Genomic DNA, 24,212 nt, shown 5'->3' on the forward strand with positions numbered 1-24,212 from the left:
GTGCGCGTCCTGCAGGTCACCGACAACTACGCGCCCGCCACCGGCGGCCTGGAACGGGTCGTCCAGCTCCTCTCGCACGAGCTGTCCGCCCTCGGCCACACCGTCTCCGTCGCGACCCTGGACCGCCCGGACGCGCCCCCGACGTCGGTCGACGGGGACGTGACCGTCCACCGGCTCGCGGGCCTGACCCGGCACCTGCGCCGCTTCTCCGCCGACCCGCAGCACCAGTTCCACCCCACCGCCCCCGACCCGGTCCTCATCCGCAGGCTGCAAGAGCTGGTCGACCGCACCCGGCCCGACATCGTGCACGCCCACAGTTGGATGCTGCACTCCTGCCTGGCCCTGCGCCTCCCGCCGGGCAGCAGGCTCGTCGTGTCCATCCACGACTACGGCCTCGTCTGCGCCAAGAAGACCCTGGTCCACGACGAGACCCTGGACACGACCTGCTCGGGCCCGTCGCCGCGCAAGTGCCTGTCCTGCGCCTCCGGCTTCTACGGCCGCGCCAAGGCCACCGCCCTGGTCCTGGGCCTGGCCGCCACCCGCTTCGACAAGGTCGACCTGTTCCTGCCCGTCAACGAGGCCGTGGCCCGCGCGACCCTCCCCGGCGTCGCCCCCACCCGGATCCGCTGCGTCCCCTCCTTCGTGGCCGACTCCATCGTCTCCACCGGCCCCCGCCCGGACTTCCTGCCGGACGACGCCTTCATCCTCTTCGTCGGCGCCCTGGGCGAGCACAAGGGCCTCGGCCTCCTGGCCACCGCCCACCAGCGGATGACCACCGCCGTCCCCCTGGTCGCCATCGGTCCCCGCCGCGCCGACACCCCCGCCCTCACCGGGACCCCCGAGCGACCGGTGTCCGTGCACGACCCGGTGCCCCACCCGTCCATCATGGCCGCGTTCGCCGCCGCCGCGGCGGTCGCCGTCCCGTCGCGCTGGCCGGAGCCCCAGGGCCTGGTGGTCACCGAGGCGATGGCCGTGGGCGCCCCGGTCGTGGCCTCGTCGATCGGCGGCCTGCCGACCCTGGTCGAGGACGGGGTGACCGGGTCGCTGGTGCCCCCGGGCGACGCGGACGCGCTCGCCGCCGCCCTGGACTCGCTGCTGGCCGATCCCGCCACGCGGCAGCGGCTGGGCGCGGCGGGGCGGGTGGCCGCCCGCCGGTACTTCGCCAGCGCGGTCGTGCCGGAGGTCGTCGACGCCTACGACTCGGTGCTGGCCCGCCCCCGGGCGTCCGCCGCGCGGTGACGGCCGCCTGCTCGCCATCGCGGGGACTCGGCGCGCCACCAGGCAGCCACGGCTCCGGGTCGCTGCTCGCGCACACCCGTGAACGCCTTGACCGCGGCTCATCGAAAACCGGTCGCGGGCGCGGTCCCCGGCTGCTCCTGCTGAGCGCCTGCGGCGGCGAGGTGGCCGACCTCTCCGACGCCGCGGGGGGTGCGTCGAGAATCGGCGCCTACCGCTTGCTGGCGGCCCGAGCTCGGGTGTAGGCCATGCGGTGGGCCGGTGGCGTGCCGGCCGCGGTTTCGAGCCGCGTGCGTCTCGACGCCCGGCTGGTCCCCCTGGGCTCGCGCCGGCCGCGTGGGTCTCGTACGCGTGGTGTGCCCACGCTGGCGCGGCGACGAGGTGGTCGTTTCCGCCGCGCGTCTGGGCTCACGGGCCGGTGGTGGCCCGAGCGTCTGCCATGCGGCGCCGGAGGTCGGCGGCGCCCTGGTCGCGGCCCTGGGCCTCGTACATCCCCAGGGCCCGCTGCCACGCCCGCGCCGCCCCCGCCGCGTCGCCGAGCGCCGCCCGCGTGTCGCCCACCGCCTCGTGCACGTCCGCGGCCTGGTACGGGATCTCCAGGGCCTCGAAGCCCGCGATCGCCAGGCGGTGGTGGTGCAGGGCCCGCGGGAAGTCGCCGGTGTGGTGGGCGATGAGGCCGAGGGAGGCGTGGGCGTCGGCGATGCCGGTGCCGTGGTCGTGCAGGCGGAACAGGCGCAGGGCGGCGGTGCACCGCTCGCGGGCCTGGGCGTACTGGCCCAGTCGTGAGTGGAACACGCCCGTCGCGTTGAGCATGTCGGCTTCCAGCACCGGTTCGCCCAGGGCGCGGTAGGACTCGCGCAGCCGCTCCAGGTGCTCCAGGGCCTCGGCCAGGCGGCCCTGTTCGCCGAGCGTCCAGGCGATGATGCGGCGGGTGTCGGCCTCGACGCGGTCGTCGTGGGCCCGCTGGGCCAGGGTGAGGCTGGTGCCCAGGTGGCGCAGCGCACCGTCCAGGTCGCCCAGCCTGCCGTGGGCCTGGCCCAGGCAGCGGTGCGCCAGCGCGCGGTCGGCGGTGGCGGCGACCTGGTCGGCCGCCTCGACGCCGAGGGTCCAGCAGGCCAGCGCGTCGTGCGTGCGGCCGAGGCGGAAGTGGTGGGTGTCCAGGGCCCAGGCCAGCGGCCAGACCACCGCGGGCATGCCGGTGCGCGCGGCCCACTGCTGGACGGCGAGCACGTTGGCGTGCTCGGCGGCGAACCAGCGCATCGCGTGCGCCTCGTCGGCGGGCTGGGTCGGGCGCACCAGCGCGGCCCGCGCGGGCAGCACCACGGGCCTGCGGTGCGCGGCCAGCATCCGCTCGCACGCCCAGGCGCTGTGCAGGTAGAACTCAGCCACCCGGCGCAGCGCGGGCCGGGCGTCGTGGCTGCCCGCGGTGCGCGCGTACTGGCGCAGCAGGTCGTGCATCCGGTACCGGCCGGGCGCGTCCTGGCTCAGCAGCGACGCCTGCTCCAGGCCGCGCAGCAGCGTCGTGGCGTCCGCCGGGGCCACCCCGAGCAGGCTCGCGGCGGCGGGCAGGCCGATGTCGACCCCCGGCGCGGCGCCGAGCAGTTCGAACGCCGAGGCCTGCGCCGGGGTCAGCAGCCGGTACGACCAGGACAGCACCTTGGGCAGGCTCGCGGTCGGGTCCTCGTCGTCGAGCGCGCCGAGGCCGGTGTCGCGCAGCTCGGCGGCCAGGTCCGCCAGCGGGGTCCGCGGCCTGATCCTGGCCCGCCCGGCGATGATGCTCAGCGCCAGCGGCAGGCCCCCGCACAGCTCCACGATCTCGTCGGCGGCCGCCCCGTCGTCGTCGGCCACCCGCCGCGCGCCCAGCCGGTCGACCAGCAGCGACCGCGCCTCGGTCTCGGGCAGCGCCGCCACCGCGACCGGGTGCGCGGCGTGGCCGGTGACCAGCCCCAGCAGCGGCGCCCGGCTCGTCACCAGCACCGCGCACGTGTCGCTGCCCGGCAGCAGCGGCACCACCTGGGCGCTGTCGACGGCGTTGTCCAGCACCAGCAGCATCCGCCTGCCCGCGAGCTGGCTGCGGAACAGCGCCGCGCGCGCGTGCGGGTCGGTCGGCACCCGGTCGGCGGGGGTGCCCAGCGCCTCGAGGAACCCGCGCATGGCCACGTCCGGGCTCATCGGCGCCTCGTCCGGGCTGAACCCGCGCAGGTCGACGAAGAGCTGCCCGTCGGGGAACCGGCACAGCTCCCGGTGCGCCCAGTGCAGCGCCAGCCAGGTCTTGCCGATGCCGCCGGTGCCCGCGATGACCGCCGTCCCGCCCCCGCCGAGCGCCGCGTCGAGCTCGGCGAGGTCGGCGTCGCGGCCGGAGAACGGGGCGGGCCGGGCGGGTAGCTGCCTGGCCACCCCCTGGTGCGGGGACAGCGCCGGGTCGTCGGTGAGGATGTGCTCGTGCAGCTTGCGCAGCGCCGGGCCGGGGTCGCAGCCCAGCTCCTCGGCCAGGCGGGCGCGCAGCCGCTCGAAGTGCGCCAGCGCGTCGGTGGGGCGCCCGGCGCGGTGCAGGGCGAGCATGTACTGCCCGGCCACCCGCTCGTCGACGGGGTGCTCCAAGACCCGGGTGGACAACGCCGTCAGCAGCTCCGGCAGGCCTGAGCCCACCCGCAGCCGGGCGTCGGCCAGGTCGCACTCGGCGGCGAACCGCAGCCGCCCCAGCCGGGCCCGCTCCTCGGCGGCCCACTCGCCGTCCACCCCGGTCAGCGCCTCGCCCGCGCACAGCGCCAGCGCCGCCGAGAGCAGCTCCACGGCCCGCTCGCCGCCCGCCCCGCGCGCCTGGTCGCACAGGTCGCCGAAGCGGCGCAGGTCCACGGCCAGGTCCTCGCCCAGCAGCACGAACCCGCCGGAGCGCCGGACGATGTCGGTCCCGGTGCCCTTGAACACCTTGCGCAGCCGCGACACGTAGCTGGCCAGCGTGTTCGCCACCCGCGCGGGCGGGCGCACGCCCCACACCCGGCCGATCAGTTGCTCGTCGGGCACCACCCGGCCCAGGTCCACCGCCAGCGCGGCCAGCACGCACCGCTGCTTGGCCGCCCCGACGTCGACCGCCGCACCGCGCACCCGGGCCGCGATCTCCCCGAGCAGGTCGACCTCGACGCCCACCCCGGCCCCCAGACGGTCGATCACCACCGTAGGGATACCAACGTGGACTGGTCCGCGCAAACGCGCCACCCTGAATCACACAATAAGACGCACAACGCCCGGTCCGGCGGACCGCTCAGCGCAGGCCGTTGCGGCGGGCCACCGCCACCAGCAGCGCGGGGTCGTCGCTGATCAGGCCGGTGACGCCGAGATCGATGACGCGCTGCATCGTGGCCTCGTCGTTGACCGTGTACGGGACCACCTCGAGCCCGTACCGGTCCCGAAGGGTGGACACGTCCGGGCCGGAGTAGTAGGCGGGGTCCGTCCGCAGGTACCAGTCGTCGTTCGCCGACTTGGCCTGCGCCGGGTCGTGCACCTGCCAGTTGGCCGCCACGGTCGAGGCGCCCGAGGCCCGCACCAGGGCGCCCAGGTCGCGGTACCGCCACCAGTCCAGGCCGCCGGTCCACGGGCTCTTGACCCCCGGGTCGCCGTAGACCGCCCGCAGCGAGCACTCGTCGGCGAGCGCCCGGCACTCCTCGGGTCCGTACTGCCAGACCAGCGCGACCGTCTCGATGCGCGGGTCGAGCACCTTGGCCAGCCGGATCGTGCGCCAGTCGAAGGACTGCACGGTCGCCCGCCCGGCCATGCCCGACAGGTGCAGCGCGGACACGAGCTGCACGGTGAACTGCTGGTACGACGCGGTGTCCCGGGCGGTCGGGCTGAGCTTGGTCTCGATGTTGAGCCGGACGTCGTCGCGGCCGCTGCGCTTGACCAGGGCGAGCACCTCGGCCAGCGTCGGGATGCGCGCACCGGGCACGGGCCGCTGCTGGGGCAGCTCCGGCAGGACCTTGCTGCCGCAGTCGAGCGTCTTGACCTGCGCCAGCGTCAGCTCCCGCACGGTCTTGCCGACGTAGGGGAACCGCGGGTCGCCGGGGCGCACCGGGGCGGTGTCGAGGCAGTGCGAGCCGTTGACGGTGCGGTCGTGCGTGACCACCACGCGGTTGTCGCGGGTGATGCCGATGTCCATCTCCAGGGTGGAGATGTCCCTGTCCGCCAGCGCGTTGGCGAACGCGGCGAGGGTGTTCTCCGGCAGCACCGCGCGACCGCCGCGGTGGGCCTGGACGTCGAAGGGGGGGGCGTACGCGCGGGGCAGCGCCATGCCGCGCCGGGCGAGCACGGTGCGCAGCCGGTCGGGGTAGTCGGTGATCAGGCCGTCCACACCGTCGTCGACCAGCTTGGCCATCGTCGCCGGGTCGTTGACCGTCCACGGGACGACCTTGACGCCCTTGGCGTGCGCGGCGCGCACCATGTCCTCGGTGACGTAGGGCTTGTAGTCCGGGTCGCTGACCTTGCCGCCCTGCGGGGACCCGTGCACGGGGGAGAAGGCGTTGGCGCCGAAGGACTTCACGGCCGCGATCGGGTCGCCGCCGAAGTCGTCGACATCGATCCCGCCCAGCCACGGCGAGCGGCCCGGCTGTCCGGTCTGCAGGAAATCGATGTTGGTCAGGGCGACGATCGGCAGCCTCGGCGAGACCTGGCGCATCAGCATCAGCGCGCCCCAGTCGAAGCTCTGCACGCTGACCCGGTGGCCCACGCCCGCGTCGGCGATCTCCTGCGCGGTGACCTGGACGAACTGCTCGCGCGGCGCGGTCTCGTGCGGCGCGCCCGCCTCGACCTTGGTCTCCACGTTGAACCGCACGTCGTCGGCCCGGTAGCGCTTCACCAGGTCGAAGACCTCGCGCAGCAGCGGCATCGTCGAGCCGGGCGCGAGCACCTGGCCCGGGTGCTCCGGCAGCGCGCTCGACCCGCAGTCGAGGGTCTTGACCTGCGCGAGCGTCAGGTCCTTGACGAACGAGCCGACGTAGGGGAAGCGCGGGTCGCCGGGGGTGGCGGGCGCGGTGTCGCGGCACTTGCGCGCGTCCACCCTGCGGTCGTGGGTCACCACCGCCTGCCCGTCCGCGGTGATCTGCACGTCCAGCTCCAGGGTGCTCACCCCGACGCGCAGGGCGTTGCCGAACGAGCTCAGGGTGCTCTCCGAGCGCAGCCCCAGCCCGCCCCGGTGCGCCTGCAGGTCGAAGGCCCGGCCCGCGGGCCCGGCCTGCGCCGTGGTCAGCGGGACCAGGACCCCCGCCGTCGTCATCGCCGCCAGCAGCGCCACTCCCGCACGTCTCATACCGGGGATGCTGCCAACCGGCGCACACCGCGAGAACGGCTCACGGCGAGCGTTCACCCAGCCTTCCGCCGCTGGTCACCGCCATCCGCCGCTGGTGCACCACCCCGTAGCCGACCAGCGCCAGGAACGCCCCGGTCACCGCCCCGATCGAGGCGAAGACCAGCCCGGCGTGCACCTGCCCCGGTGTCGGGTCGGCGACGCCCGCGGCCATCACCCGGCTTACCCCGACCAGCACCGGCTCCTCGCCGGTCCCGGTGATCCCGCGCAGCGCGTTGCCCACCGCCAGCGCCCCGGACACCACCACCACGGCCAGCACGGGCAGCCACGGCCTGCGCGCCGGGGCGAACCTCCCGGGCACCGGGCGCGGCCGTGCCCTGACCAGCCACCACACCGACCACAGCGCGAGGGCGGCCAGCCCGACGCCGGTCAGGGCCATCTGCAGGAAGTGGGTGGTCGGCACTCCCGGGGAGACCTCGCCCCGCAGGGCGGGGATCAGCGCCACCATGAGCCCGTCGGAGTGGGTGAACGAGTCCAGGAGCAAGTGCGTCATGCCGCCGACCAGGACCGAGACCACGACCCACAGGTCCGCCTTCGGCGGTTCGGCCACCGCGGCCAGCCGCTCCCTGACGAACCCGGGTGCGAGCGCGAGCACGGCCGGGACGACGAAGGCGTGGAACACCAGCAGCAGCACCAGCGACACGGCCAGGTCGACGGTGACCAGCCCGGCCCAGGAGTGGGTGAACTCGCTTTCCAAGGGGCGCAGGGCGGCGAAGTAGCCCAGGTCCGGCGACATCGAGCCGATCGCCAGCGCGGACCCCGTCAGCGGTGCGCGGGCCAGCGGCAGCACGGCGGCGATGTGCGAGATCGTGAACGGCATGATCCCGACCATCCCGAGATCAGTGCAGCTCTGCACGGCTGAATCGGTCCAGCTTTCCGCTCATTACCGCGCCGGCGCTGGTCAGCGCGCGAAAACGATCTTCGAGATACCGGGGGTGTTCCCACTCTGCGGACCGGCGGGTTGTCCACCCGCGGCTGTTGCGCATCGTCGAAATCGGACCGCTTGCGGTTGAACAGAAGTGCGCGTCCTCGACTGGCCTCAGTGGACAGAGCGGGCGCGCGACGACGTGCCCCGCCAGCGCCCTGCGCTATTCTGCGCCGTGCGCACGCTCCTGGTCGACAACCACGACTCCTACACCTACAACCTGTTCCACCTGCTGGCCCGGGTGAACGGGTCGGAGCCCGACGTGCGCGCCAACGACGACACCCGCCCGCTCGACCTGGCCGCCTACGACAACGTCGTGCTCTCGCCCGGCCCCGGCCACCCCGGCCGGGCGCGCGACTTCGGCCTCTGCGCCGACGTGCTCGCCCGCGCGCGGGTCCCGGTGCTGGGCGTCTGCCTCGGACACCAGGGGATCGCGCTCGCCCGCGGCGCGGACGTGGTGCGCGCCCCGCGACCCAGGCACGGGCACATCGATGTCGTGCGCCACTACGGCGACCCGCTGTTCGCGGGCATCCCCGCCGAGTTCGAGGCGGTGCGCTACCACTCGCTGTGCGTGGCCGAGCCGCTCCCGGACGGCCTGGTCGTGCTCGCCCGGTCCGCGGACGGGGTGGTGATGGCGCTGCGCGAGGTCGACCGCCCGCGCTGGGGCGTGCAGTTCCACCCGGAGTCGGTGGCGTCCAGCTTCGGCCTCGAGCTGATCGCCAACTTCCGCGACGCGACACCCGCCGCCGCCACCGCCGCCACCGCGGAACCGATCGCCCCAGCGGCACCGGCAAGCCCGCCCCGCTACCGGACCAAGGTGGCCGTCCTCGACGCCGCCGTGGACACCGAGTCCGCCTTCGGCAGGCTCTACGGCGACTCGCCCACCGCGTTCTGGCTGGACAGCGCCCGGGTCGAGCGGGGGACGTCCCGGTTCTCCTTCCTCGGCGACGCCTCCGGCCCGCTCGCCGAGACGCTGACCCACCGCGTCGACGAGGGCCTGGTCCGCGTCGACGGCGTCCCCGTCGGCGGCGGCTCGGTGTTCGACCACCTGCGCGCCGAGCTGGCCCGGCGCACCGTCGAGGTCCCCGACCGCCTGCCCTTCGACTTCGTCGGCGGCTACGTCGGCTGGTTCGGCTACGAGCTGGGCTCGGCCACCGGCCGTCGCGCCGCCACCCCGGACGCCGCCTGGCTGTTCGCCGACCGCTTCGTCGCCGTCGACCACGAGGCCGACCGCACCTACCTGGTCGCCCTGGCCACCGGCCCGGCCACCGAGGCCGCCGCGGTGGACTGGCTGGCCGAGACCGCCGCCGTGCTCGCCCTCCCGCCGGAGCCGTCGCGGGTGGACGGCGGTGGCGCTAGCCGCGCCGGGGCGGGCGCTGGACCACCCCGATCACGGCTCGCACCGAACGGACTCCCGGAACACGGCCTGGCCCGCACCAGGGCCGACTACCTCGACGACGTCCGCGCCTGCCAGGAGCTGCTGCGCGCGGGGGAGAGCTACGAGCTGTGCCTGACCACCGAGGCCCGCGTACCCGCCACCGAGCCCGCCCTGGACACCTACCGCAGGCTGCGCAGGATCAACCCGGCCCCCTACGCGGCGTTCCTGCGCCTGGGCGGGGCCGAGGTCGCCTGCTCCTCGCCCGAGCGCTTCCTGCGCGTCGGGGTCGACCGGGTGGTGGAGACCAAGCCGATCAAGGGCACCGCCCCGCGCGGGGCCACCCCGGCCGAGGACGCCGACCGGCGCGCCGCGCTCGCCGCCGACCCCAAGGCCCGGGCGGAGAACCTGATGGTCGTCGACCTGCTGCGCAACGACCTGGGCCGGGTCTGCCGGGTCGGGTCGGTGCACGTGCCCAGCCTGATGGCCGTGGAGACCTACGAGACCGTCCACCAGCTCGTCTCCACCGTGCGCGGCGAGCTGCGGCCGGGGCAGGACGCCGTGACGTGCGTGCGGGCCTGCTTCCCCGGGGGCTCGATGACCGGCGCCCCCAAGGTCCGCGCGATGGAGCTGCTCGACGCCATCGAGGACCGCCCGCGCGGGGTCTACTCCGGCGCGCTGGGCTGGCTCAGCGCCACCGGGGCCGCCGACCTCGCCGTGGTCATCCGCACCATGGCCCTGGTGGACGGCCACTGGCACATCGGCGCGGGCGGGGCCGTCGTCCTGGACTCCGACCCCGCCGCCGAGTACGACGAGATGCTGCTCAAGGCCGCCGCGCCGATGTCCGCGCTCCCACCCGGACACGCCGGGCGGCGCCGGTCGGACGAGCGCTCGGCGCCCGTCTCCGGGCCGGGTCACCCGCCGCTGTCGTGAGTCCCCTCGGGCCCGCCGCGCTGGCGCAGCCCGTCGCTCATCGTCCGCGCCAGCCACTCGGCGGCCTCCCCGGCCACCTCCTGCCCGGTCGCCCCCGACACCACCCGCACCCCGGCCCGCCCGGCCATCGCGGCCGCCGCCGTCCGGTTCAGCTCCGCCACCGCCGGGTCGACGCCGTCGACGAGCATGAGCACCGGCGACCGCACCTGCTCCACCGGGTGCCTGGCCAGCTCGGGCCGCCCGTTGACCGACACGACGGCCGAGACCGTCGGGCTCTGCGCGGCCACCGACAGCGCGGCCCCGGCCCCGATCCCCTCGACCAGCAGCCCCACCGGCCCGACCGTCATCTCCTCCCGCACCCACGTCACCGCGGCCGCCAGCCGGTCGGTGAGCAGGGTGACGGCGAAGCGCCGCTCGGCCTCGGCGTGCGGGTGCACGTCCGCGACGACCGTCGCCAGCCCCTCGCCGTGCAACGCCGCGATCAAGGCCTGGGTCTCCGGCCCGTGCCGCGTCCAGGTCGCCCCCGGAACCACCACAACCACCGCGCGAGCGCCCTCGGGCACCCACACGTCCGCCGGGCACTCGGTCCCCGGCACAGTCACCGTCGTCGTCGACATGCTCACCACGTACCCCGCCCGCATCCAGTTCGGACACTGGTCGCCCGATCGAGATGCCCAGTGTGTGTCATCTATTGACTATGCCCTATCTGGAAATACCGCGGATAGGTTTATCGCGGTTCCGCCTCCCGGGCGGCAGGGAGGAACAGCGCGCCGGCGCTAGCGGCGGCGAGGATCGCGGCGATCGCCAGGAACGCCGCCCCGTAGTCCGTTGTGCTCGACGCGATGGCCGCCAGCCCGAGCCCGGCCCCCGTCTGCTTCGCCGTGGCGAGCAGCCCCGAGGCGGCCCCGGTGTCGGCGGGCCGCACCCCGGCCAGCGCGGTGGCCGTCAGCGGTGTGTTCAGCAGCCCGCTGCCCAGCGCGATCACCACGGCGGGACCGGCGATCCCCGCCCAGTAGCCCGCGCCGGGGTCCAGCGCCGACTGCCAGACGAAACCCGCCGCCGCGGTGAGCGCGCCGATGACCACCAGCGGGCGCGCGGGGAACCGGTCGAGCAGCCACGGGGTGAGCCGGACGCCGACCACGACGCCCAGGACCGTGTGCGGCAGCAAGCCCAGCCCCGTGCCCAGCGGGCCCAACCCCAACTCGTCCCGCATCGCCAGTGCCAGGTAGAACCACATCGGGTTGAGCGCCGCACCCGCCAGCAGCACCACCACGTTGCCGACCGCCACCGACCTGGTCCGCGCCACCCCGGGCGGCACCAGCGGCGCCCGGGCCCGCGTCTGCCACACCGCGAACGCCCCGATCAACCCCGCCCCCGCCGCCGCGACCACCCAGTCCCGCGAGATCCCGTAGCCGAGCGCGCCCAGCCCCGTCGTCGCCATCACCGCGCCCAGCACGTCCACCCGCGCCGCCCCGTCGCGCTCCCTCGGCAGCCCCCGCGCCCACCAGAGCGCGACCACGCCGACCGGGACGTTGACCAGCAGGGTCGACCGCCACCCCAGCGTCTCGGTGAGCAGCCCGCCGACCAGCACCCCGGCCGTCCCGCCCGCCGTGGCGACCGCGGTCCAGGCCGCCAGCGCCCGGGTCCGCCCCGCGCCCCGCCCGGACGCGACGATCGCCAGCGTCGTCGGCGTCACCACGGCGGCGCCGAGGCCCTGGGCCGCCCTGGCGGCCACCAGCAGCGCCGCCGAGTCGGCCATGCCGCCCACCGCGCTCGCGGCGGTGAACAGGCCGACCCCGCCCACCAGCGCCGCGCGCCGCCCCAGCACGTCGCCCAGCCTGCCGCCGAGCAGCAGGAGCCCGGCGTGGGCGAGGGCGTAGGCGTTGACGACCCAGTGCAGGTCGGCGTCGGAGAACCCCAGCGAGGAGCGGACCGCGGGCAGCGCGACGTTCACCACCGACACGTCCAGCACGACCATGAACTGAGCCGCGCAGGCCAGGGTCCGGGAGCGCACGATTTTCACTGTACAGATGTATAGTGAAAACATGCCACGGGTGGTCGACCACGAGCAGCGCCGCGCCGGACTCGCCGCGGCGGTGGTGCGCGTCGCCGCCCGCGACGGGCTGCACGCGGCGACGATGCGGTCCGTGGCGGCCGAGGCGGGAGTGTCGTTCAGCCTGGTCCAGTACTACTTCGACACCAAGGCCGCGCTGCTGCGCGCCGCACTGGACCACCTCGAGGCCGAGGCGGTCCGGCGCTGGGCCGACCGGTTGGCCGCGCTGCCCGAGCGGTCCCCGAGGGCCGTCGTCGAAGCGTTCCTCGACGAGGCGCTGCCCACGACGCCGGATTCCCGGGCGCACCACGTGGTGTGGACCGCCTACGCCGCGCTGTCGATGACCGGGACGGGGCTGCCCACGCACGCGGGACCGGACCGCCGGGAGCGCGAGCTCGCCGGGTACCTCGAGGGCGCCGTCGACGACCCGGGGCTGGAGGCTGCCCGGTTGCTCGCGCTCGCCCACGGCCTGGGCACCTCTGTGCTGATCGGCCGGATGGGGCCGCCGCGGGCACGGGCCGTGCTCGCGCTGCACCTGGACGCGATCTTGTGAGGGGCGCCGCCCCCGACCGGCGGCAGGGTCAGACCGTGGCGAGGACGCGCTCGGCGAAGGTGCGGCCGGTGGTGGCGGCGAGTTCGTGGGCCGCCGTCTTCGACTGCTCGGCCAGGGGGATCAGGTCGGCCATCGACGGGTTGGCCGCGGCCATGGTCAGCTCCGCCTCGACCACCGTGACGTCGCCGCCCCAGACGTCGCCGAGGATGCGGCGGAGCCAGCCCGTGGCGTGGTCCCAGCCGTGGCGGGGGGTGCCCTCGGCGTAGCCGCCGCCACGGGCGACGACCAGGGCGACCTGCTTGCCCGCGAGCGGCGCGGCGCCCGGGGCGAAGCGCTCGTCGAGGATCAACAGGTCGATCCAGGCCTTGAGGAACTGGGGGACGCCGAAGTTGTACAGCGGCGCGCCGATCACGACGGCGTCCGCGGCGGCGAGTTCGTCCGCCGCGGCGGCGACCAGGGCCAAGGCCTCGGCCTGCTCGGGGGTGCGCTGGTCGGCCGGGGTCTGGCCCGCGCCGATGGCGGTGGTCCACGCGGTGGCCGGGATCGGGTCGGCGGCCAGGTCGCGGCGCTCGACGGCGCCCCCGGGGTGGGTCTGCCGCCATCCCGCCTCGATCGAGTCGGCGACGGCGCGGCTGACCGAGCCCTCGGTGCGGATGCTGCTGTCGACGCGGAACAGGCTCACAACTTCTCCTATGTGATGCGAACAAGATGTTCTGCCGTGCAGACTATCTCATCATCAGAGGATGTGTCCTGTCCAGGCGTCCCCTATATTGGGACGCATGCGGGCGGAAGCGGTCGAGGCAGACCTGGGCTGGGCCCTGGGCACTGTCTTCCGCGGCTACCTGCGTGCCACCGAGGAGGCGCTCGCGGGGCTGCCCGGCGGCCCGCGCGGCTACCAGGTGCTCACCTCCGCCGCCCGGTGCGAGCCCACCCGCCAGTTGGTCATGGCCCAGCACCTCGGTGTCGACCGCACGGTCATGACCTACCTGATCGACGACTTGGAGAACGCGGGCCTGGTCGAGCGGCGCCCCGACCCGGCCGACCGCCGCGCCCGGCTGCTCTCGGCCACCGAGCGGGGCCTCGCCCGCCTCGTCGAGGCCAATCGCGCGATGCGCGCCGCGGAGGACCGCGTCCTCGGCGCCCTCGACCCCCGCGAGCGCGACCGCCTGCGCGAGCTGCTGCGCAAGGTAGCCATGGCCGACGCCGCCCCGGACAACCCGTGCGCGGTGGTCCAGGAGGCCGCCGCGCTCGACGGCACTTGCTGATCAAGGTCACGATCCACTCCCGACCGCGGACTCCGCTCGTCCCGCGGTAACGCCTTCCCATCGACGCCGATGTAGTGGCGACAATCGCGTATTCCTGGGGAGTGGTTATCAATGTGGAACTCATCGTCCGGTTTGGCCATGACGGCGGCCGAGGTGGCCGTGACCGTGACGCGGGAGGAGCACCACCAGGACGTGCTGTCCCGGTGGGCGCACCTGGCGGGCTCGCCCGAGGTCGTCGCCGCCGAGCTGGGCTGGTGCACCATCGCCGCGGGCAAGTACCGCGGCGAGAAGGGTGTCGAGGTGCTTGTGGACGGTCGGCGGGTGGGGGAGCTGACCTACCTGATGTCGCGGCGGTACGCGCCGCTGGTGTCCAAGGTGCTGGTCGCGGGCGCGCGCCCGGGGTGCGAGGCGTTCGTCCACCACGGCAGCCGCGGCCTCGAGATCACCTTGCGCCTGCCGAAGGACCCGGACACCGTGGCCGCGCTCCCGATGCTGCCCGCCCCCTCGCCCACCCCGCGCCGCGCCGCGATCCCGCCCCAGCCGACGTCCCGCCCCACCCCCCAGCGGGTTGCCGCGGTCGACGCCACCCCGCGGCCCGTGGCCCCCGCCGCGAACTCGACCAGGAAGCCCCTCCTGGTCGGCGGCGGCATCTTCGCGGGCCTCGCCCTGCTCATCACCATGGTCAGCTGCGGCAGCACCCCCGACACCCCCGTCGGCGCCTCCTCCGCTTCGGCCACCAGCACGGCCATCACCACCACGGCCCCCACGACCTCAACCACCACCGAGCCCCCGGCCGGCACCACGACCACCGAGGCCCCGGTCGTCGCCGCGCCCCCCGCCACCCCCACGACGACGACCACCAAGAAGGTCACCCGCACCACCGAGGCGCTCCCGCCCAAGCTGACGCGGACCACCGCCGACAAGCCTGCCGCGGCGGGCTGCAACGCCAACTACAGCCCCTGCGTCCCCACCGCCAGCGACGTCGACTGCGAGGGCGGCAGCGGCAACGGCCCCGCCTACGTCAAGGGCCCGGTCACCGTGACCGGCAAGGACGTCTACGGCCTCGACCACGACAAGGACGGCGTCGGCTGCGAGTGACTTCACCCGGGTCGCCTCAGTCGGAGACGGCCTGCGGCACCGGGGCTTGCACGTCGCGGGCGCGGGCGAGCTGCGTGACGCCGTAGGCGGCGATGGTGGCGCAGGCCAGGGCGATGACCACCTCCACGTGCGAGGTGGCCAGCTCCTCGCCGAGGAACACGACGCCGATGGCGGTCGCGCTGGCGGGGTTGACCAGGTTGGTCACGGCCAGCGGGGCGCCGAGGCCCTGGCGGTAGGAGCGCTGGGTCAGCACGGTGGCGGCCATGGCGAAGGCGACGATCGCCAGCACGGTGAGCAGCGACGGCACTTCGATGAGGACGTCGGCGCCCTGGGTGTCGATGTTGCGCACCACGGTCTGGCACAGCGCCGAGCACACCGCGAACGCCAGCCCGCCGCCGACGGCCTCCCACAGCGGGGACGCGCCGCGGCTGAGGCCCTTGAGCGAGAGCAGGCCCACCAGGACGGTCGTGGCGATGAGCAGGCCGGTCAGCTCCGGGCCGGTCAGGGTGTCCGAGCGGCCGCCGGTGGTGATGAGCATGGTGAGCCCGGCCAGGCCGACGACGGTGCAGGCCATGCCGGTGGCCTCGAGCCGGGTGACCCGGCGGTGGGCGGCGACGGCGGTCAGCGGGACGGCGATGACCAGGGTCAGCACGCCCAGCGGCTGGATGAGCGACAGCGGCCCGAAGTTGAGCGAGAGCACGTGCAGACCCGCGCCGACGACGTTGAGCAGTTGCGCGAGCCACCACACCGGCACCGACAGCAGTGAGCGGACGGTCATGTGCCCGTGCCTGGCCTGGATCAGCGCGGCGATGGCGTAGACAATGGCCACGAGCACGCACAGCGCGATGGTGATGATCAGGTCTGTCACAGGCGCCGCCCCAGTTCCCCTCGCCCGGCTTTGCGCCGAACGATAGCGGTTCACCCACTGTGACCGGGCGGTTCCAGCGAAACCGCCGAGCCGCCCGTCCCCGGCGGCTCGGCGGGAGTGCGCCTAGGCCGTGTTTCGGAAGCCGCTGTTCGCGATAGCCGCGCCGGATGCCACCCCGATCACGACTCTCAACGAACGAGACTCCCGAAACACGGCCTAGCCCGCCTGGTAGGTCAGGCAGTTCGCCGCGTGGTCGTCCTGGCCCGCGCCGATGCGCACGCCGCCGGATGCGGTGCACTCGAGGTTGGCGTTGAACGTGCAGTCGGCCCGGGAGCAGGCGCCGACCTGGGCGACGACCTTGGGCAGGCCGCCCTTGGTCGACAGCGGGACGAACGTGCCGCAGTCGGCGGAGCCGTTGGACCCGCCGACGGTGATCGCGAAGGCGTGGCAGCCGTCGTGGTTGTACGAACAGCCCGTGACGGTGCAGGAGTGCACCGCGGGCATCTCCATCGTGGTCATGTCGTTCTCCTCGTGGTGGGAGGGCTTCGGTGGGTCGACGCTCTCACCGGCCCACGGGGGGCCGCAACCGGATGGCGATAAGGGCAGGCTAACCTCTAAACCGTTGTGGCAGAAGGAAAGCCCTGTGTCGCAAGGGGATCGTCCGGGGCGGGCTCAGGCGGCCGGAACCGGAGTTGACCCGTTCGGGGAACGCGCCAGCAGCGACACCCCGGCCACCGCGAGCCCGGCGACGCTGAGCGCCACCCCGACCCACGCCGTGGCGGTGTAGCCCCAGCCCGCCGCGATCGCCAGCCCGCCCAGCCAGGCGCCCGCGCCGTTGGCGACGTTGAGCGCCGAGTGGTTCGACGACGAGGCCAGCGACGGCGCGTCCGGGGAGGCGTCCATCAACCGCACCTGCAGCGCCGAGGCGAGCAACTGCGAGACGAACCCGATCAGGAGGACGAAGGCGAACAGCGCCACCGGGTTCGACGACGTCAGCCCCAGCAGCGCCAGCACCACCGCCATCGCGCCCAGCGAGCCGAACACCGAGCCCATCACCGACCGGTCGACCAACCGCCCGCCCAGACCCGCGCCGACGGTCATGCCCAGGCCGAAGGTGGCCAGCACCCACGGCACCACCCCGCCGGGCAGCCCGGCGACCTCGGTCGTCAGCGGGGAGACGTAGGAGTACACGGCGAACATGCCGCCGAAGCCGACCATGCCGACCAACAGCGCGAACCACACCTGCGGGCGGCGGAACGCGCGCAGCTCCGCGACCATGCTCGCGCCCTCGGCCGCGGGGATGCGCGGCAGCCTGCCCGCCAGCGCCACGGCGGTGACACCCGCGATGACGGCCACCGCCAGGTACGCCGCGCGCCAGCCGATCTGCTGCCCGGCCGCGGTCGCCACCGGCACCCCGACCAGGTTGGCCACCGTCAGCCCGATCATCACCCTGGCCACGGCGGTGCCCCGCCGGTGCGGCGGAACCAGCGACTGCGCCACCACCGCGGCGATGCCGAAGTAGGCGCCGTGCGGCAGCCCGGCCAGGAAGCGCGCGGCCAGCAGCGAGGTGGTGTCCCAGGCCAGCGCCGAGAGCCCGTTGCCCAGCGCCAGCGCGATCACCAGCGAGATCAGCAGGCCCTTGCGCGCGACCCTGGCGGCCAGCCCGGCGATCAGCGGCGCGCCCACGACCACGCCGAGGGCGTAGAGGGTGATCGCGTACCCCGCTGTCGGGATGGAGATGTCGAAGGTCGCCGCGACCTGGGGCAGCAGGCCCATCGTGGCGAACTCGGTCGTCCCGATCGCGAAGCCGCCGAGGGCGAGGGCGAACATCGCCCCGGCCAACGCCCCCCTGGACAGGGCGGGCGTGGCGGACTGCTCGGCCACCGCGGTCATCGACACGCTCCCTAGATCGATCCAGCAGAGGTCTGCCAGACGACCACAACACCCCGGGCCATGTCGCGATTCCGCGCGTGGGCGTGCCAGGTGTCACAGCTCAGCTGTGGAAGCGGTCCAGCCCCACCAGCACCAACCCGATCACGGCGACCGCCGCGCTGGTGAAGGTGACCAGCCCGGACTCGGTGGCCGCCCCGCCCCACAGCGCGGGCTGCAGAACCGGCAGGACGGCGGCGGCCAGCGCCACCACCGCCCCGACCGCCAGCATGATCACACCGACAACCCCTGTCTTGCCCATGGACCCGAGGCTAGAGCACGGTGATCATCACAGCGTCGACGATCACCGCCCCCGCCGCCGGGGTGACGATCACCGGGTTGAGGTCCACCTCGGCGACCCGGTCGTCCGCGGCGAACCACGCGGCGAACGCCACCGCCAGCCTGACCAGCGACTCGGTGTCGTGGACGCGGCCGCGGGCCCCGTCGAGGACCCGGCCGACGCGCAGCCCGCCGAGGGCGGCGCGGACCGCGTCCGGGGTGGTCGGGCACGGCAGGAAGACGACATCGTCGAGCAGGTCGGTGAGCACGCCGCCCGCGCCGAGCATGACCAGCGGCCCGAACGCCGGGTCGCGCAGCGCGCCCAGGATGACCTCCGCGCCGGACACCTGTTCGGCCACCAGCACCCGCGACACGTCCGGCTCGGCCAGCAGTTCGACCGCCGCCGCGGCCACCTCGGCGGGCCCGGCCGTCCCGAGCCGGACCAGCCCCCGGTCCGACTTGTGCACGACCCCCTCGGCCAGTCCCTTGAGCACCACCGGCCACCCCAGCGCCCCCGCCGCGGCGACCGCCTCGTCCGGCGACGCGACCACGGCCTCCCGCGTCACCGGCAGCCCGGCCGCGGCCAGCACGCGCTTGGCCTCCGCCTCGTCCAGCACCCTGGTCGGCCCCGCCGCGACCGGCCCACCCAGCTCGACCGGACCAGGCGGGAGCTCGTTCCAGTACCGGTGCGCCCCGGCCAGGGCGGCCACCGCCGCGTCCACGCTCTCGAACGACGGCACCGACGACCCGCGCAGGATGCGGCGCACCGGCTCGGTCAGGTCGTCGGCCCGCCACGCCGAGACCACGGCGGGCTTGCCCACCCGCGCGGCCGCGGCCAGCATCCCCGGCAGCAGGTGCTCGGCGTCGCGCCCGCCCCAGGTCGGGATGGACAGCAGCACCTGGTCGAAGACCTCCTGCCCGGCGAACACGCCGAGCACGTCGTCGAGCAGCGCCGCGTCGCCGATGACCTTGCCGGTGGCGTCGAGCGGGTTGCCCGGCACGCCCAGCGCCAACATCGCGGCCAGCTCGGCGCGGGCGGGCTCGGGCAGCTCCGGCAGCTCCAGGCCGACCGCCCCCGCCCGGTCGGCGGCGTAGCTGTTGTCGCCGCCGGACGGGGAGAACACCCCGAGCCGGTTGCCCGCCGGGCGCACCCCCGAGGCCAGCAGCCCGGCGGTGTCGACCAGCTCGTCGACCGTGTCCACCAGCAGCACGCCCAGGTGGCGCATCAGGTCGGCGAAGACCCGGTGCTCGCCCGCCAGCGCCCCGGTGTGCCCGGCGATGCTGCGCCGCGCCGCCGCCGACCGCCCGACCTTGAGCGCCAGCACCGGCTTGCCCGCCGCCCGCGCCCGGCCCGCCGCGCGGGCGAACCCGGGGCCGTCGCGGAGCTGCTCGACGAACAGCGCGACGACCGAGGTGCGCGGGTCGTCGACCAGGGCGTCGACCAGCTCCCCGACCTCCACATCGGCCTCGTTGCCGGTGCTGACCATGGCCCGCACGCCGATCCCGCGCCCCTGGGCCCGGTTCAGGATGGTGACGCCCATGCCGCCGCTCTGGCTCAGGATCGTCACCCCGCCCGGGGTGAACGCCGTGGTCACGTTGAACGTCGGCACCGCGACCACGTTGTCGACGACGTTGAGCACGCCGATGCAGTTGGGCCCGACCATCCGCGCCCCGGCCGCCCGCACCCGCGCGCGCAGCGCCGCCTGCTCGTCGGCGCGGCCCAGCTCGGCGAACCCGGAGGTGCACACGGTGATGACCTTGACCCCGGCGTCGAGGCACTCGTCCACCGCGGCGGCGACCTTCGCCGCGGGCAGCAGCACGTACGCCGCGTCGACCGGCCCGGGCACCGCCCCGATCGACGGGTGGCAGACCAGGCCGTCCAGCGAGGTGTGCCGGGGGTTGACCGGGTGCAGCTCCCCGGCGTACCCGGTGCGGCGCAGGTTGGCCAGGCAGCGGCCCGCGTGCCCGGCGTCGCTGGCCGAGGCGCCGATGACCGCCAGGGACTTCGGGGCGAGCAGCGCGCCCAGGTCGACGGTCACGCGTCCGCCCCGAGGTGGGGCAGGACCTCGGTGCGGAACAGGTCCAGGGTGCGCAGCACCTGCTCCTGGGGCAGGTCGTACCACTGCGCGCGCAGGATGACCCGGTTGACGCCCAGCCCCGCCAGCGCGTTGAGCTCGGCCACGGCGGTGGCCGGGTCGGTGAACAGGTAGGACTCGTCGGCCACGTCGGTGGCCGCGGCGTCGCCGCCGAGGTGGCGGTAGGCCTCGGTCTTGTCGGGGGCGTTGTAGGCGCCGTACGCGCGGGTCAGCGCGCCGCGCGCGGTCAGGCCGATGTGCCGGGCGCGCTCCGGGTCGTGGTCGAGGACCAGCTCCCGGCGCAGCACCACCTCGAACGGCCGGTCGCCGCGCACCTCGCGCACCGTCGCCAGCATCCGCCGCAGCCGGTCGGGGGCCACGTGCGGCGGCACGATCCAGCCGTCGCCCAGGGTGGCCGCCCGGCGCGCCCCGGTCTTGTGCGCGCCCGCGCCGACCCAGACCCGCGGGCCGCCGGGGCGCACCGGCGGCAGGCTGATCCGCTCGCCGTCGAGCCGGAAGTGCTTGCCCGCGTGGTGCACCCGCTCCCCGGACCACAGCGCGCGCACCAGCCCCACCGACTCGGTGAAGCGGTCGACCCGCTCGTCCATCGGCACGCCGAACGCGGCGAACTCGTTCTCCCGGTACCCCATGCCGAACCCGGCCACGGCGCGCCCGCCGGTGAGGTGGTCGAGGGTGGAGAACGACTCGGCGACCTCCACCGGGTGGCGCAGCGGGAGGATGAACATGTTGGTGCCCACCTCCATCCCGCCCGCGTCGCCCGACAGCGCCGCCAGCGTGGGCAGCGGTTGCAGCGTCGGCATGTTCCCCAGGTAGTGCTGCAGCATCCACACCGAGGAGAAGCCGCTCTCGGCGGCGAAGCGCACCTGCTCGCGCAGGGCCGCGACCCGGTCGGCCGCGACGGTCCCGGGCGGGAAGTCGTTCATGATCGCCAGTCCACAGCGCACTGTCGCTCCTAGTTCTCTAGTGGTGACGGGGAGTCGGCGAAGCGCCCGGCCGCGCGGTGCAGCCACGCCTCGTAGTCGGCGCCGCGCAGCGCGATCTCCTCGCGCGTGCGGGGTTTGGTGGTGGCCAGGGCGCGATCGGACTCGATACCGTCCAGGAAGGCCGCCGCCGCGACCTCCGGCGGGTCGGCCTCGGCCCGCGCCGCCCTGGTGTAGGGGTCGTCGGCGGCCATCGCGGCCAGCATGGGGGTGCGGATGCCGCCAGGGCAGAAGCAGGTCACGCTCAGTCCCCGTCCCCGGTACGCCGCGCCCAGCCACTCGGCGAGGGCGAGCTGGGCGTGCTTGGTCACCGAGTACACCGCCGACTTCGGGTTCGGCGCCACCGCGGCGGTCGAGGCCGTCACCCCCAGGTGCACAGGACGCCCCGTCCGGGTGAGCTCCTGGGCCGCCCACGCCACGGAGAGCACGTGCACCCGCCACGCCAGGTCCCACTCGGCGTCGGGCGCGTGCACTGTGGACCGCCGCATGACCCCCGCGTTGGCGATGAACACGTCCACCGGTCCCAGCGCGTCGCCGACCGTGCGCAGCGCGTGCCCGAACGAGTCCGGGTCGGCGACGTCCGCGGTCACCCCGAGCCCGCCGACGCGCTGCGCGACGGACCGAGCGCCCTCGGTGTCGAGGTCAAGCACGGCCACGGCCGCCGCCCCCCGATCGTGTGCGCCAACGGCCAGCGCGGCGCCCAAACCGCTTGCGCCACCGGTGATGGCGACGACGCGCCCACGCAGTCGCATGGCTCCTCCATACCTCGAATCAGTACGCATGATTCGCTTGATTCAAGCCTGTCCAGCCTTGACAAATCAAGGTTAATGATTAAACCTCTGTGGAGGAGATCACAGTCTTCCCGCTTTTCCGGCCCGACCGCCGTGCCGCCCCAGGCACCGGAGTCAAGGACGACTCAATGCCCACTCTCACCACCCGCCGCAAGTTCGGCGCCCTGGCCCTCTCCGCCGTCCTCACCGCGTCGCTGTCGGGCTGCTTCGCCTCCGACACCGACGCCGCCGCCGGCCCCGAGTCCGGCTTCGACGCCATCCAGACCGCGGCCAAGGGCGAGGGCACCATCACCTGGTACACCTCGATCCCGGAGGCGGTCTCCACCGCCGCGGCCAAGGACTTCACCGAGCAGCACGGCATCCAGGTCGAGACGATCATCCTCACCTCGGGCCTGCTGACCACCCGCTACTCCACCGAGCTGTCCTCGGGCAGCTCACCGGCCGACGTCGTCACCGTCGCCGACCCGCTGTTCTTCGCCGACGCGCTGAGCAAGCAGTGGATCGCGGAGTTCACGAAGGGCGACACGCCCGCCCTCGACGCCTGGCCCGCCGACTACACCAAGCAGAACGCCTACGCCCTGGTGAACATCCAGCCCATCGGCGTCAGCGTCGACACCACCAAGGTCGACGTGGACAAGCTCAAGGCGTCCTGGGAGCACCTGCTCGACCCGGCCTTCCGCGGCCAGATGTACCTGGTCAACCCGACGAACGTGCCCAACTGGCTGGCGCACATGAACCTGCTGCGCTCCACCTACGGCGACGACTTCCTCAAGCGCCTCGGCGAGCAGCAGCCCAAGCTGGTCGACTCCTCGGTCCCCGGCACCCAGCAGGTCGCCGCGGGCGCGGGCGCGCTGGTCTACCCCGGCCTGTTCTCGGTCTCCAAGCCGCTGAGCGACAAGGGCGCCACGCTCGACACCGTCTTCCCGAGCCCGACCTCCGGGGTCGAGCAGTACGCGGCCATCTCCAAGGGCGCGCCGCACCCGAACGCCGCGCGGCTGTTCCTGGACTACCTGCTCACCGAGCGGGCGCAGAAGATCATCAACAAGGGCACCGGGTCGTCCCCGCTGGGTCCGCTGGAGGGAACCCTCCCGCTCCCCGAGGGCTACGTGACCCCCGACATCGCCGCCGCCCTGCAGGTCAAGGACGAGATCCTGGGCTTGATGAGCCTCAACTGAGCCCCCGCCCCGCACGCCCGGCCCGGCGTGGCGGGGAGGGCGCCACCGAAGCGAAGCCGTCGCGAACAGCCACATGAGAAACCGAGGGAGTCGAGCATGACCAGGGCGTCCACCCACACCCGGCCGCGCACCGAGCCCGGCCAGGCCCCGGCTGGCATCGAGGTCCGCGCGCTGGGCAAGTACTTCACCGACGACCGGGGCGACCGGGTGGCCGCGGTGGACGACATCACGCTCACCGTCCGGCGGGGTGAGTTCCTGGTCCTGCTCGGCCCCAGCGGCTGCGGCAAGACCACGCTGCTGCGCTGCCTGGCGGGCCTGGAGACGCCGGACACCGGTGCGATCGACATGTCGGGCCGCACCGTGTTCGACGCCGCCGCCAAGGCCGACGAGGCCCAGCGGCAGGTCGGCATGGTGTTCCAGAGCTACGCGCTGTGGCCGCACATGACCGTCGAGCAGAACATCGCCTACCCGCTCACCACCGGCCCGCGCTCGTCGCGGCCGTCCAAGCCCGAGGTGACCGCGCGGGTCCAGGAGATGCTTGCGCTGATGCGGCTGACCGAGCAGGCCCAGCGCCGCCCCGGCCAGCTCTCCGGCGGCCAGCAGCAGCGCGTGGCCCTGGCCCGCGCCATCGCCGCGGGCAACGACGTCGTGCTCTTCGACGAGCCGCTGTCCAACATCGACGCCAAGGTCCGCGAGGCGCTGCGGCTGGAACTGCGGGTCATGCAGCGCAAACTCGGCTTCACCGCCGTCTACGTCACCCACGACCAGACCGAGGCCCTCGAGCTGGCCGACCGCATCGCCATCATGCGCGACGGCAAGGTCGTCCAGTTGGGCACCCCGGAGGACATCTACCGCGCCCCCGCCACCCGCTACGTCGCCGACTTCGTCGGCACCTCCAACCTGCTGACCGCCACCCGCACCACCACCCCCGGCACCGTCGACACCGCCCTGGGCCCCATCGTCGCCACCGCCGTCCCCGACGGCGAGGCCCCGCTGACGGTCACCTCCCGGGCCCACGCCTGGCGGGTCGCCCGCACCGACCCCGGCGGCCCCAACTCCTGGTGCGCCACCATCGTGGGCCGCGCCTACCTGGGCTGGTACACCGAGTTCGTCGCCGAGGTCGACGGCGTCCGCCTCCGCATCTGGGACGACCACGCCCCCGACGTCGCCGAGGGCGAGCAGGTCTGGATCTCGGTGGCCCCCGAGGACTGCCTGGTGGTGATCGAGGATGACTGACCTCCCCACCCCCACCATCGGCACAGCCATCATCGAGGCCTGCCGCACCGCGTCGGCCACCAGC

General features: G+C 74.4%; 20 protein-coding genes and 1 pseudogene. 7 read left to right on the plus strand and 14 right to left on the minus strand.

The window, feature by feature from the left end; genetic code table 11:
• Positions 1 to 1,239, plus strand: a complete 1,239-nt coding sequence (locus GCL84_RS02185; protein WP_156753624.1) for a glycosyltransferase family 4 protein — start codon at positions 1 to 3, stop codon at positions 1,237 to 1,239.
• A gap of 405 nt (positions 1,240 to 1,644) precedes the next feature.
• Here the strand turns inward: GCL84_RS02185 and GCL84_RS02190 are convergent, their stop codons facing one another.
• The 4 genes and pseudogenes from GCL84_RS02190 to GCL84_RS02200 all read right to left on the minus strand — a co-directional run bounded on the left by GCL84_RS02190 (position 1,645) and on the right by GCL84_RS02200 (position 7,412).
• Positions 1,645 to 4,407, minus strand: a complete 2,763-nt coding sequence (locus GCL84_RS02190) for an AfsR/SARP family transcriptional regulator (protein WP_235925937.1) — start codon at positions 4,405 to 4,407, stop codon at positions 1,645 to 1,647.
• Between the two features lie 91 nt (positions 4,408 to 4,498).
• Complete coding sequence (locus GCL84_RS29755) at positions 4,499 to 5,521, minus strand: glycerophosphodiester phosphodiesterase family protein (RefSeq protein ID WP_235925948.1); 1,023 nt, start codon at positions 5,519 to 5,521, stop codon at positions 4,499 to 4,501.
• Positions 5,501 to 6,535, minus strand: a pseudogene (locus GCL84_RS29760) (glycerophosphodiester phosphodiesterase family protein); the annotation flags it as partial. The gene GCL84_RS29755 and the pseudogene GCL84_RS29760, both read right to left, overlap by 21 nt.
• Before the next feature lie 40 nt (positions 6,536 to 6,575).
• The gene (locus GCL84_RS02200; RefSeq protein WP_197522965.1) at positions 6,576 to 7,412 is read right to left on the minus strand and encodes a DUF4184 family protein; all 837 of its coding nucleotides are present in this window, start codon (positions 7,410 to 7,412) and stop codon (positions 6,576 to 6,578) included.
• 280 nt (positions 7,413 to 7,692) lie between these two features.
• Between GCL84_RS02200 and pabB the strand changes: the two genes are divergently transcribed.
• Positions 7,693 to 9,825, plus strand: coding sequence for an aminodeoxychorismate synthase component I (pabB, locus tag GCL84_RS02205; protein WP_156753627.1), 2,133 nt, complete (start codon positions 7,693 to 7,695; stop codon positions 9,823 to 9,825).
• Here the strand turns inward: pabB and GCL84_RS02210 are convergent.
• Together GCL84_RS02210 and GCL84_RS02215 are read right to left on the minus strand one after the other, a co-directional pair.
• Positions 9,807 to 10,442, minus strand: coding sequence for a dienelactone hydrolase family protein (locus tag GCL84_RS02210; protein ID WP_197522966.1), 636 nt, complete (start codon positions 10,440 to 10,442; stop codon positions 9,807 to 9,809). The two genes, pabB and GCL84_RS02210, sit on opposite strands and share 19 nt — an antisense overlap.
• Before the next feature lie 110 nt (positions 10,443 to 10,552).
• The gene (locus tag GCL84_RS02215; protein ID WP_235925938.1) at positions 10,553 to 11,839 is read right to left on the minus strand and encodes an MFS transporter; all 1,287 of its coding nucleotides are present in this window, start codon (positions 11,837 to 11,839) and stop codon (positions 10,553 to 10,555) included.
• Between the two features lie 31 nt (positions 11,840 to 11,870).
• Here GCL84_RS02215 and GCL84_RS02220 point away from each other — a divergent pair, with 31 nt between their 5' ends.
• Complete coding sequence (locus GCL84_RS02220; RefSeq protein WP_156753630.1) at positions 11,871 to 12,431, plus strand: TetR/AcrR family transcriptional regulator; 561 nt, start codon at positions 11,871 to 11,873, stop codon at positions 12,429 to 12,431.
• A gap of 28 nt (positions 12,432 to 12,459) precedes the next feature.
• Here the strand turns inward: GCL84_RS02220 and GCL84_RS02225 are convergent, their stop codons facing one another.
• A complete protein-coding gene (locus GCL84_RS02225) occupies positions 12,460 to 13,113 on the minus strand; it encodes an FMN-dependent NADH-azoreductase (RefSeq protein WP_156753631.1) in 654 nt (217 codons plus the stop codon).
• Positions 13,114 to 13,210: 97 nt separating this feature from the next.
• Here GCL84_RS02225 and GCL84_RS02230 point away from each other — a divergent pair, with 97 nt between their 5' ends.
• Both GCL84_RS02230 and GCL84_RS29105 read left to right on the plus strand, forming a co-directional pair.
• Positions 13,211 to 13,696, plus strand: a complete 486-nt coding sequence (locus GCL84_RS02230) for a MarR family winged helix-turn-helix transcriptional regulator (protein ID WP_156753632.1) — start codon at positions 13,211 to 13,213, stop codon at positions 13,694 to 13,696.
• Positions 13,697 to 13,834: 138 nt separating this feature from the next.
• Entirely contained in the window at positions 13,835 to 14,794 is a 960-nt protein-coding gene (locus GCL84_RS29105; RefSeq protein WP_197522967.1) for a hypothetical protein, read from the plus strand.
• Between the two features lie 16 nt (positions 14,795 to 14,810).
• Here GCL84_RS29105 and GCL84_RS02240 read toward each other — a convergent pair whose 3' ends face one another.
• From GCL84_RS02240 to GCL84_RS02270, 7 genes are all read right to left on the minus strand, one after another.
• Positions 14,811 to 15,662 carry a DMT family transporter gene (locus GCL84_RS02240; protein ID WP_156753633.1) on the minus strand — a complete coding sequence of 284 codons (852 nt, stop codon included), beginning with the start codon at positions 15,660 to 15,662 and terminating at the stop codon, positions 14,811 to 14,813.
• A gap of 216 nt (positions 15,663 to 15,878) precedes the next feature.
• Positions 15,879 to 16,181: a DUF1540 domain-containing protein gene (locus GCL84_RS02245; RefSeq protein WP_156753634.1), complete on the minus strand. Its 303-nt coding sequence runs from the start codon at positions 16,179 to 16,181 to the stop codon at positions 15,879 to 15,881.
• Positions 16,182 to 16,334: 153 nt separating this feature from the next.
• The gene (locus GCL84_RS02250; protein ID WP_156753635.1) at positions 16,335 to 17,555 is read right to left on the minus strand and encodes an MFS transporter; all 1,221 of its coding nucleotides are present in this window, start codon (positions 17,553 to 17,555) and stop codon (positions 16,335 to 16,337) included.
• 100 nt (positions 17,556 to 17,655) lie between these two features.
• Positions 17,656 to 17,853 carry a hypothetical protein gene (locus tag GCL84_RS02255; RefSeq protein ID WP_156753636.1) on the minus strand — a complete coding sequence of 66 codons (198 nt, stop codon included), beginning with the start codon at positions 17,851 to 17,853 and terminating at the stop codon, positions 17,656 to 17,658.
• Positions 17,854 to 17,863: 10 nt separating this feature from the next.
• A complete protein-coding gene (locus GCL84_RS02260; protein ID WP_156753637.1) occupies positions 17,864 to 19,909 on the minus strand; it encodes an acetate--CoA ligase family protein in 2,046 nt (681 codons plus the stop codon).
• Positions 19,906 to 20,976, minus strand: a complete 1,071-nt coding sequence (locus tag GCL84_RS02265) for an LLM class flavin-dependent oxidoreductase (protein ID WP_328618754.1) — start codon at positions 20,974 to 20,976, stop codon at positions 19,906 to 19,908. Before GCL84_RS02265 ends, GCL84_RS02260 begins: the two co-directional genes overlap by 4 nt.
• Positions 20,919 to 21,698: an SDR family NAD(P)-dependent oxidoreductase gene (locus GCL84_RS02270; protein WP_197522968.1), complete on the minus strand. Its 780-nt coding sequence runs from the start codon at positions 21,696 to 21,698 to the stop codon at positions 20,919 to 20,921. The genes GCL84_RS02265 and GCL84_RS02270 overlap by 58 nt, the downstream gene beginning before the upstream one ends.
• A 167-nt stretch (positions 21,699 to 21,865) precedes the next feature.
• On the opposite strand from GCL84_RS02270, the gene GCL84_RS02275 reads away from it, so the two are divergent.
• Both GCL84_RS02275 and GCL84_RS02280 read left to right on the plus strand, forming a co-directional pair.
• A complete protein-coding gene (locus GCL84_RS02275) occupies positions 21,866 to 22,912 on the plus strand; it encodes an ABC transporter substrate-binding protein (protein ID WP_156753640.1) in 1,047 nt (348 codons plus the stop codon).
• Between the two features lie 96 nt (positions 22,913 to 23,008).
• Entirely contained in the window at positions 23,009 to 24,148 is a 1,140-nt protein-coding gene (locus tag GCL84_RS02280) for an ABC transporter ATP-binding protein (RefSeq protein ID WP_156753641.1), read from the plus strand.
• The last annotated feature ends 64 nt before the right edge of the window (positions 24,149 to 24,212 follow it).

The organism is Actinokineospora pegani, assembly GCF_009745975.1.
Classification (GTDB): Bacteria; Actinomycetota; Actinomycetes; order Mycobacteriales; family Pseudonocardiaceae; genus Actinokineospora; species Actinokineospora pegani.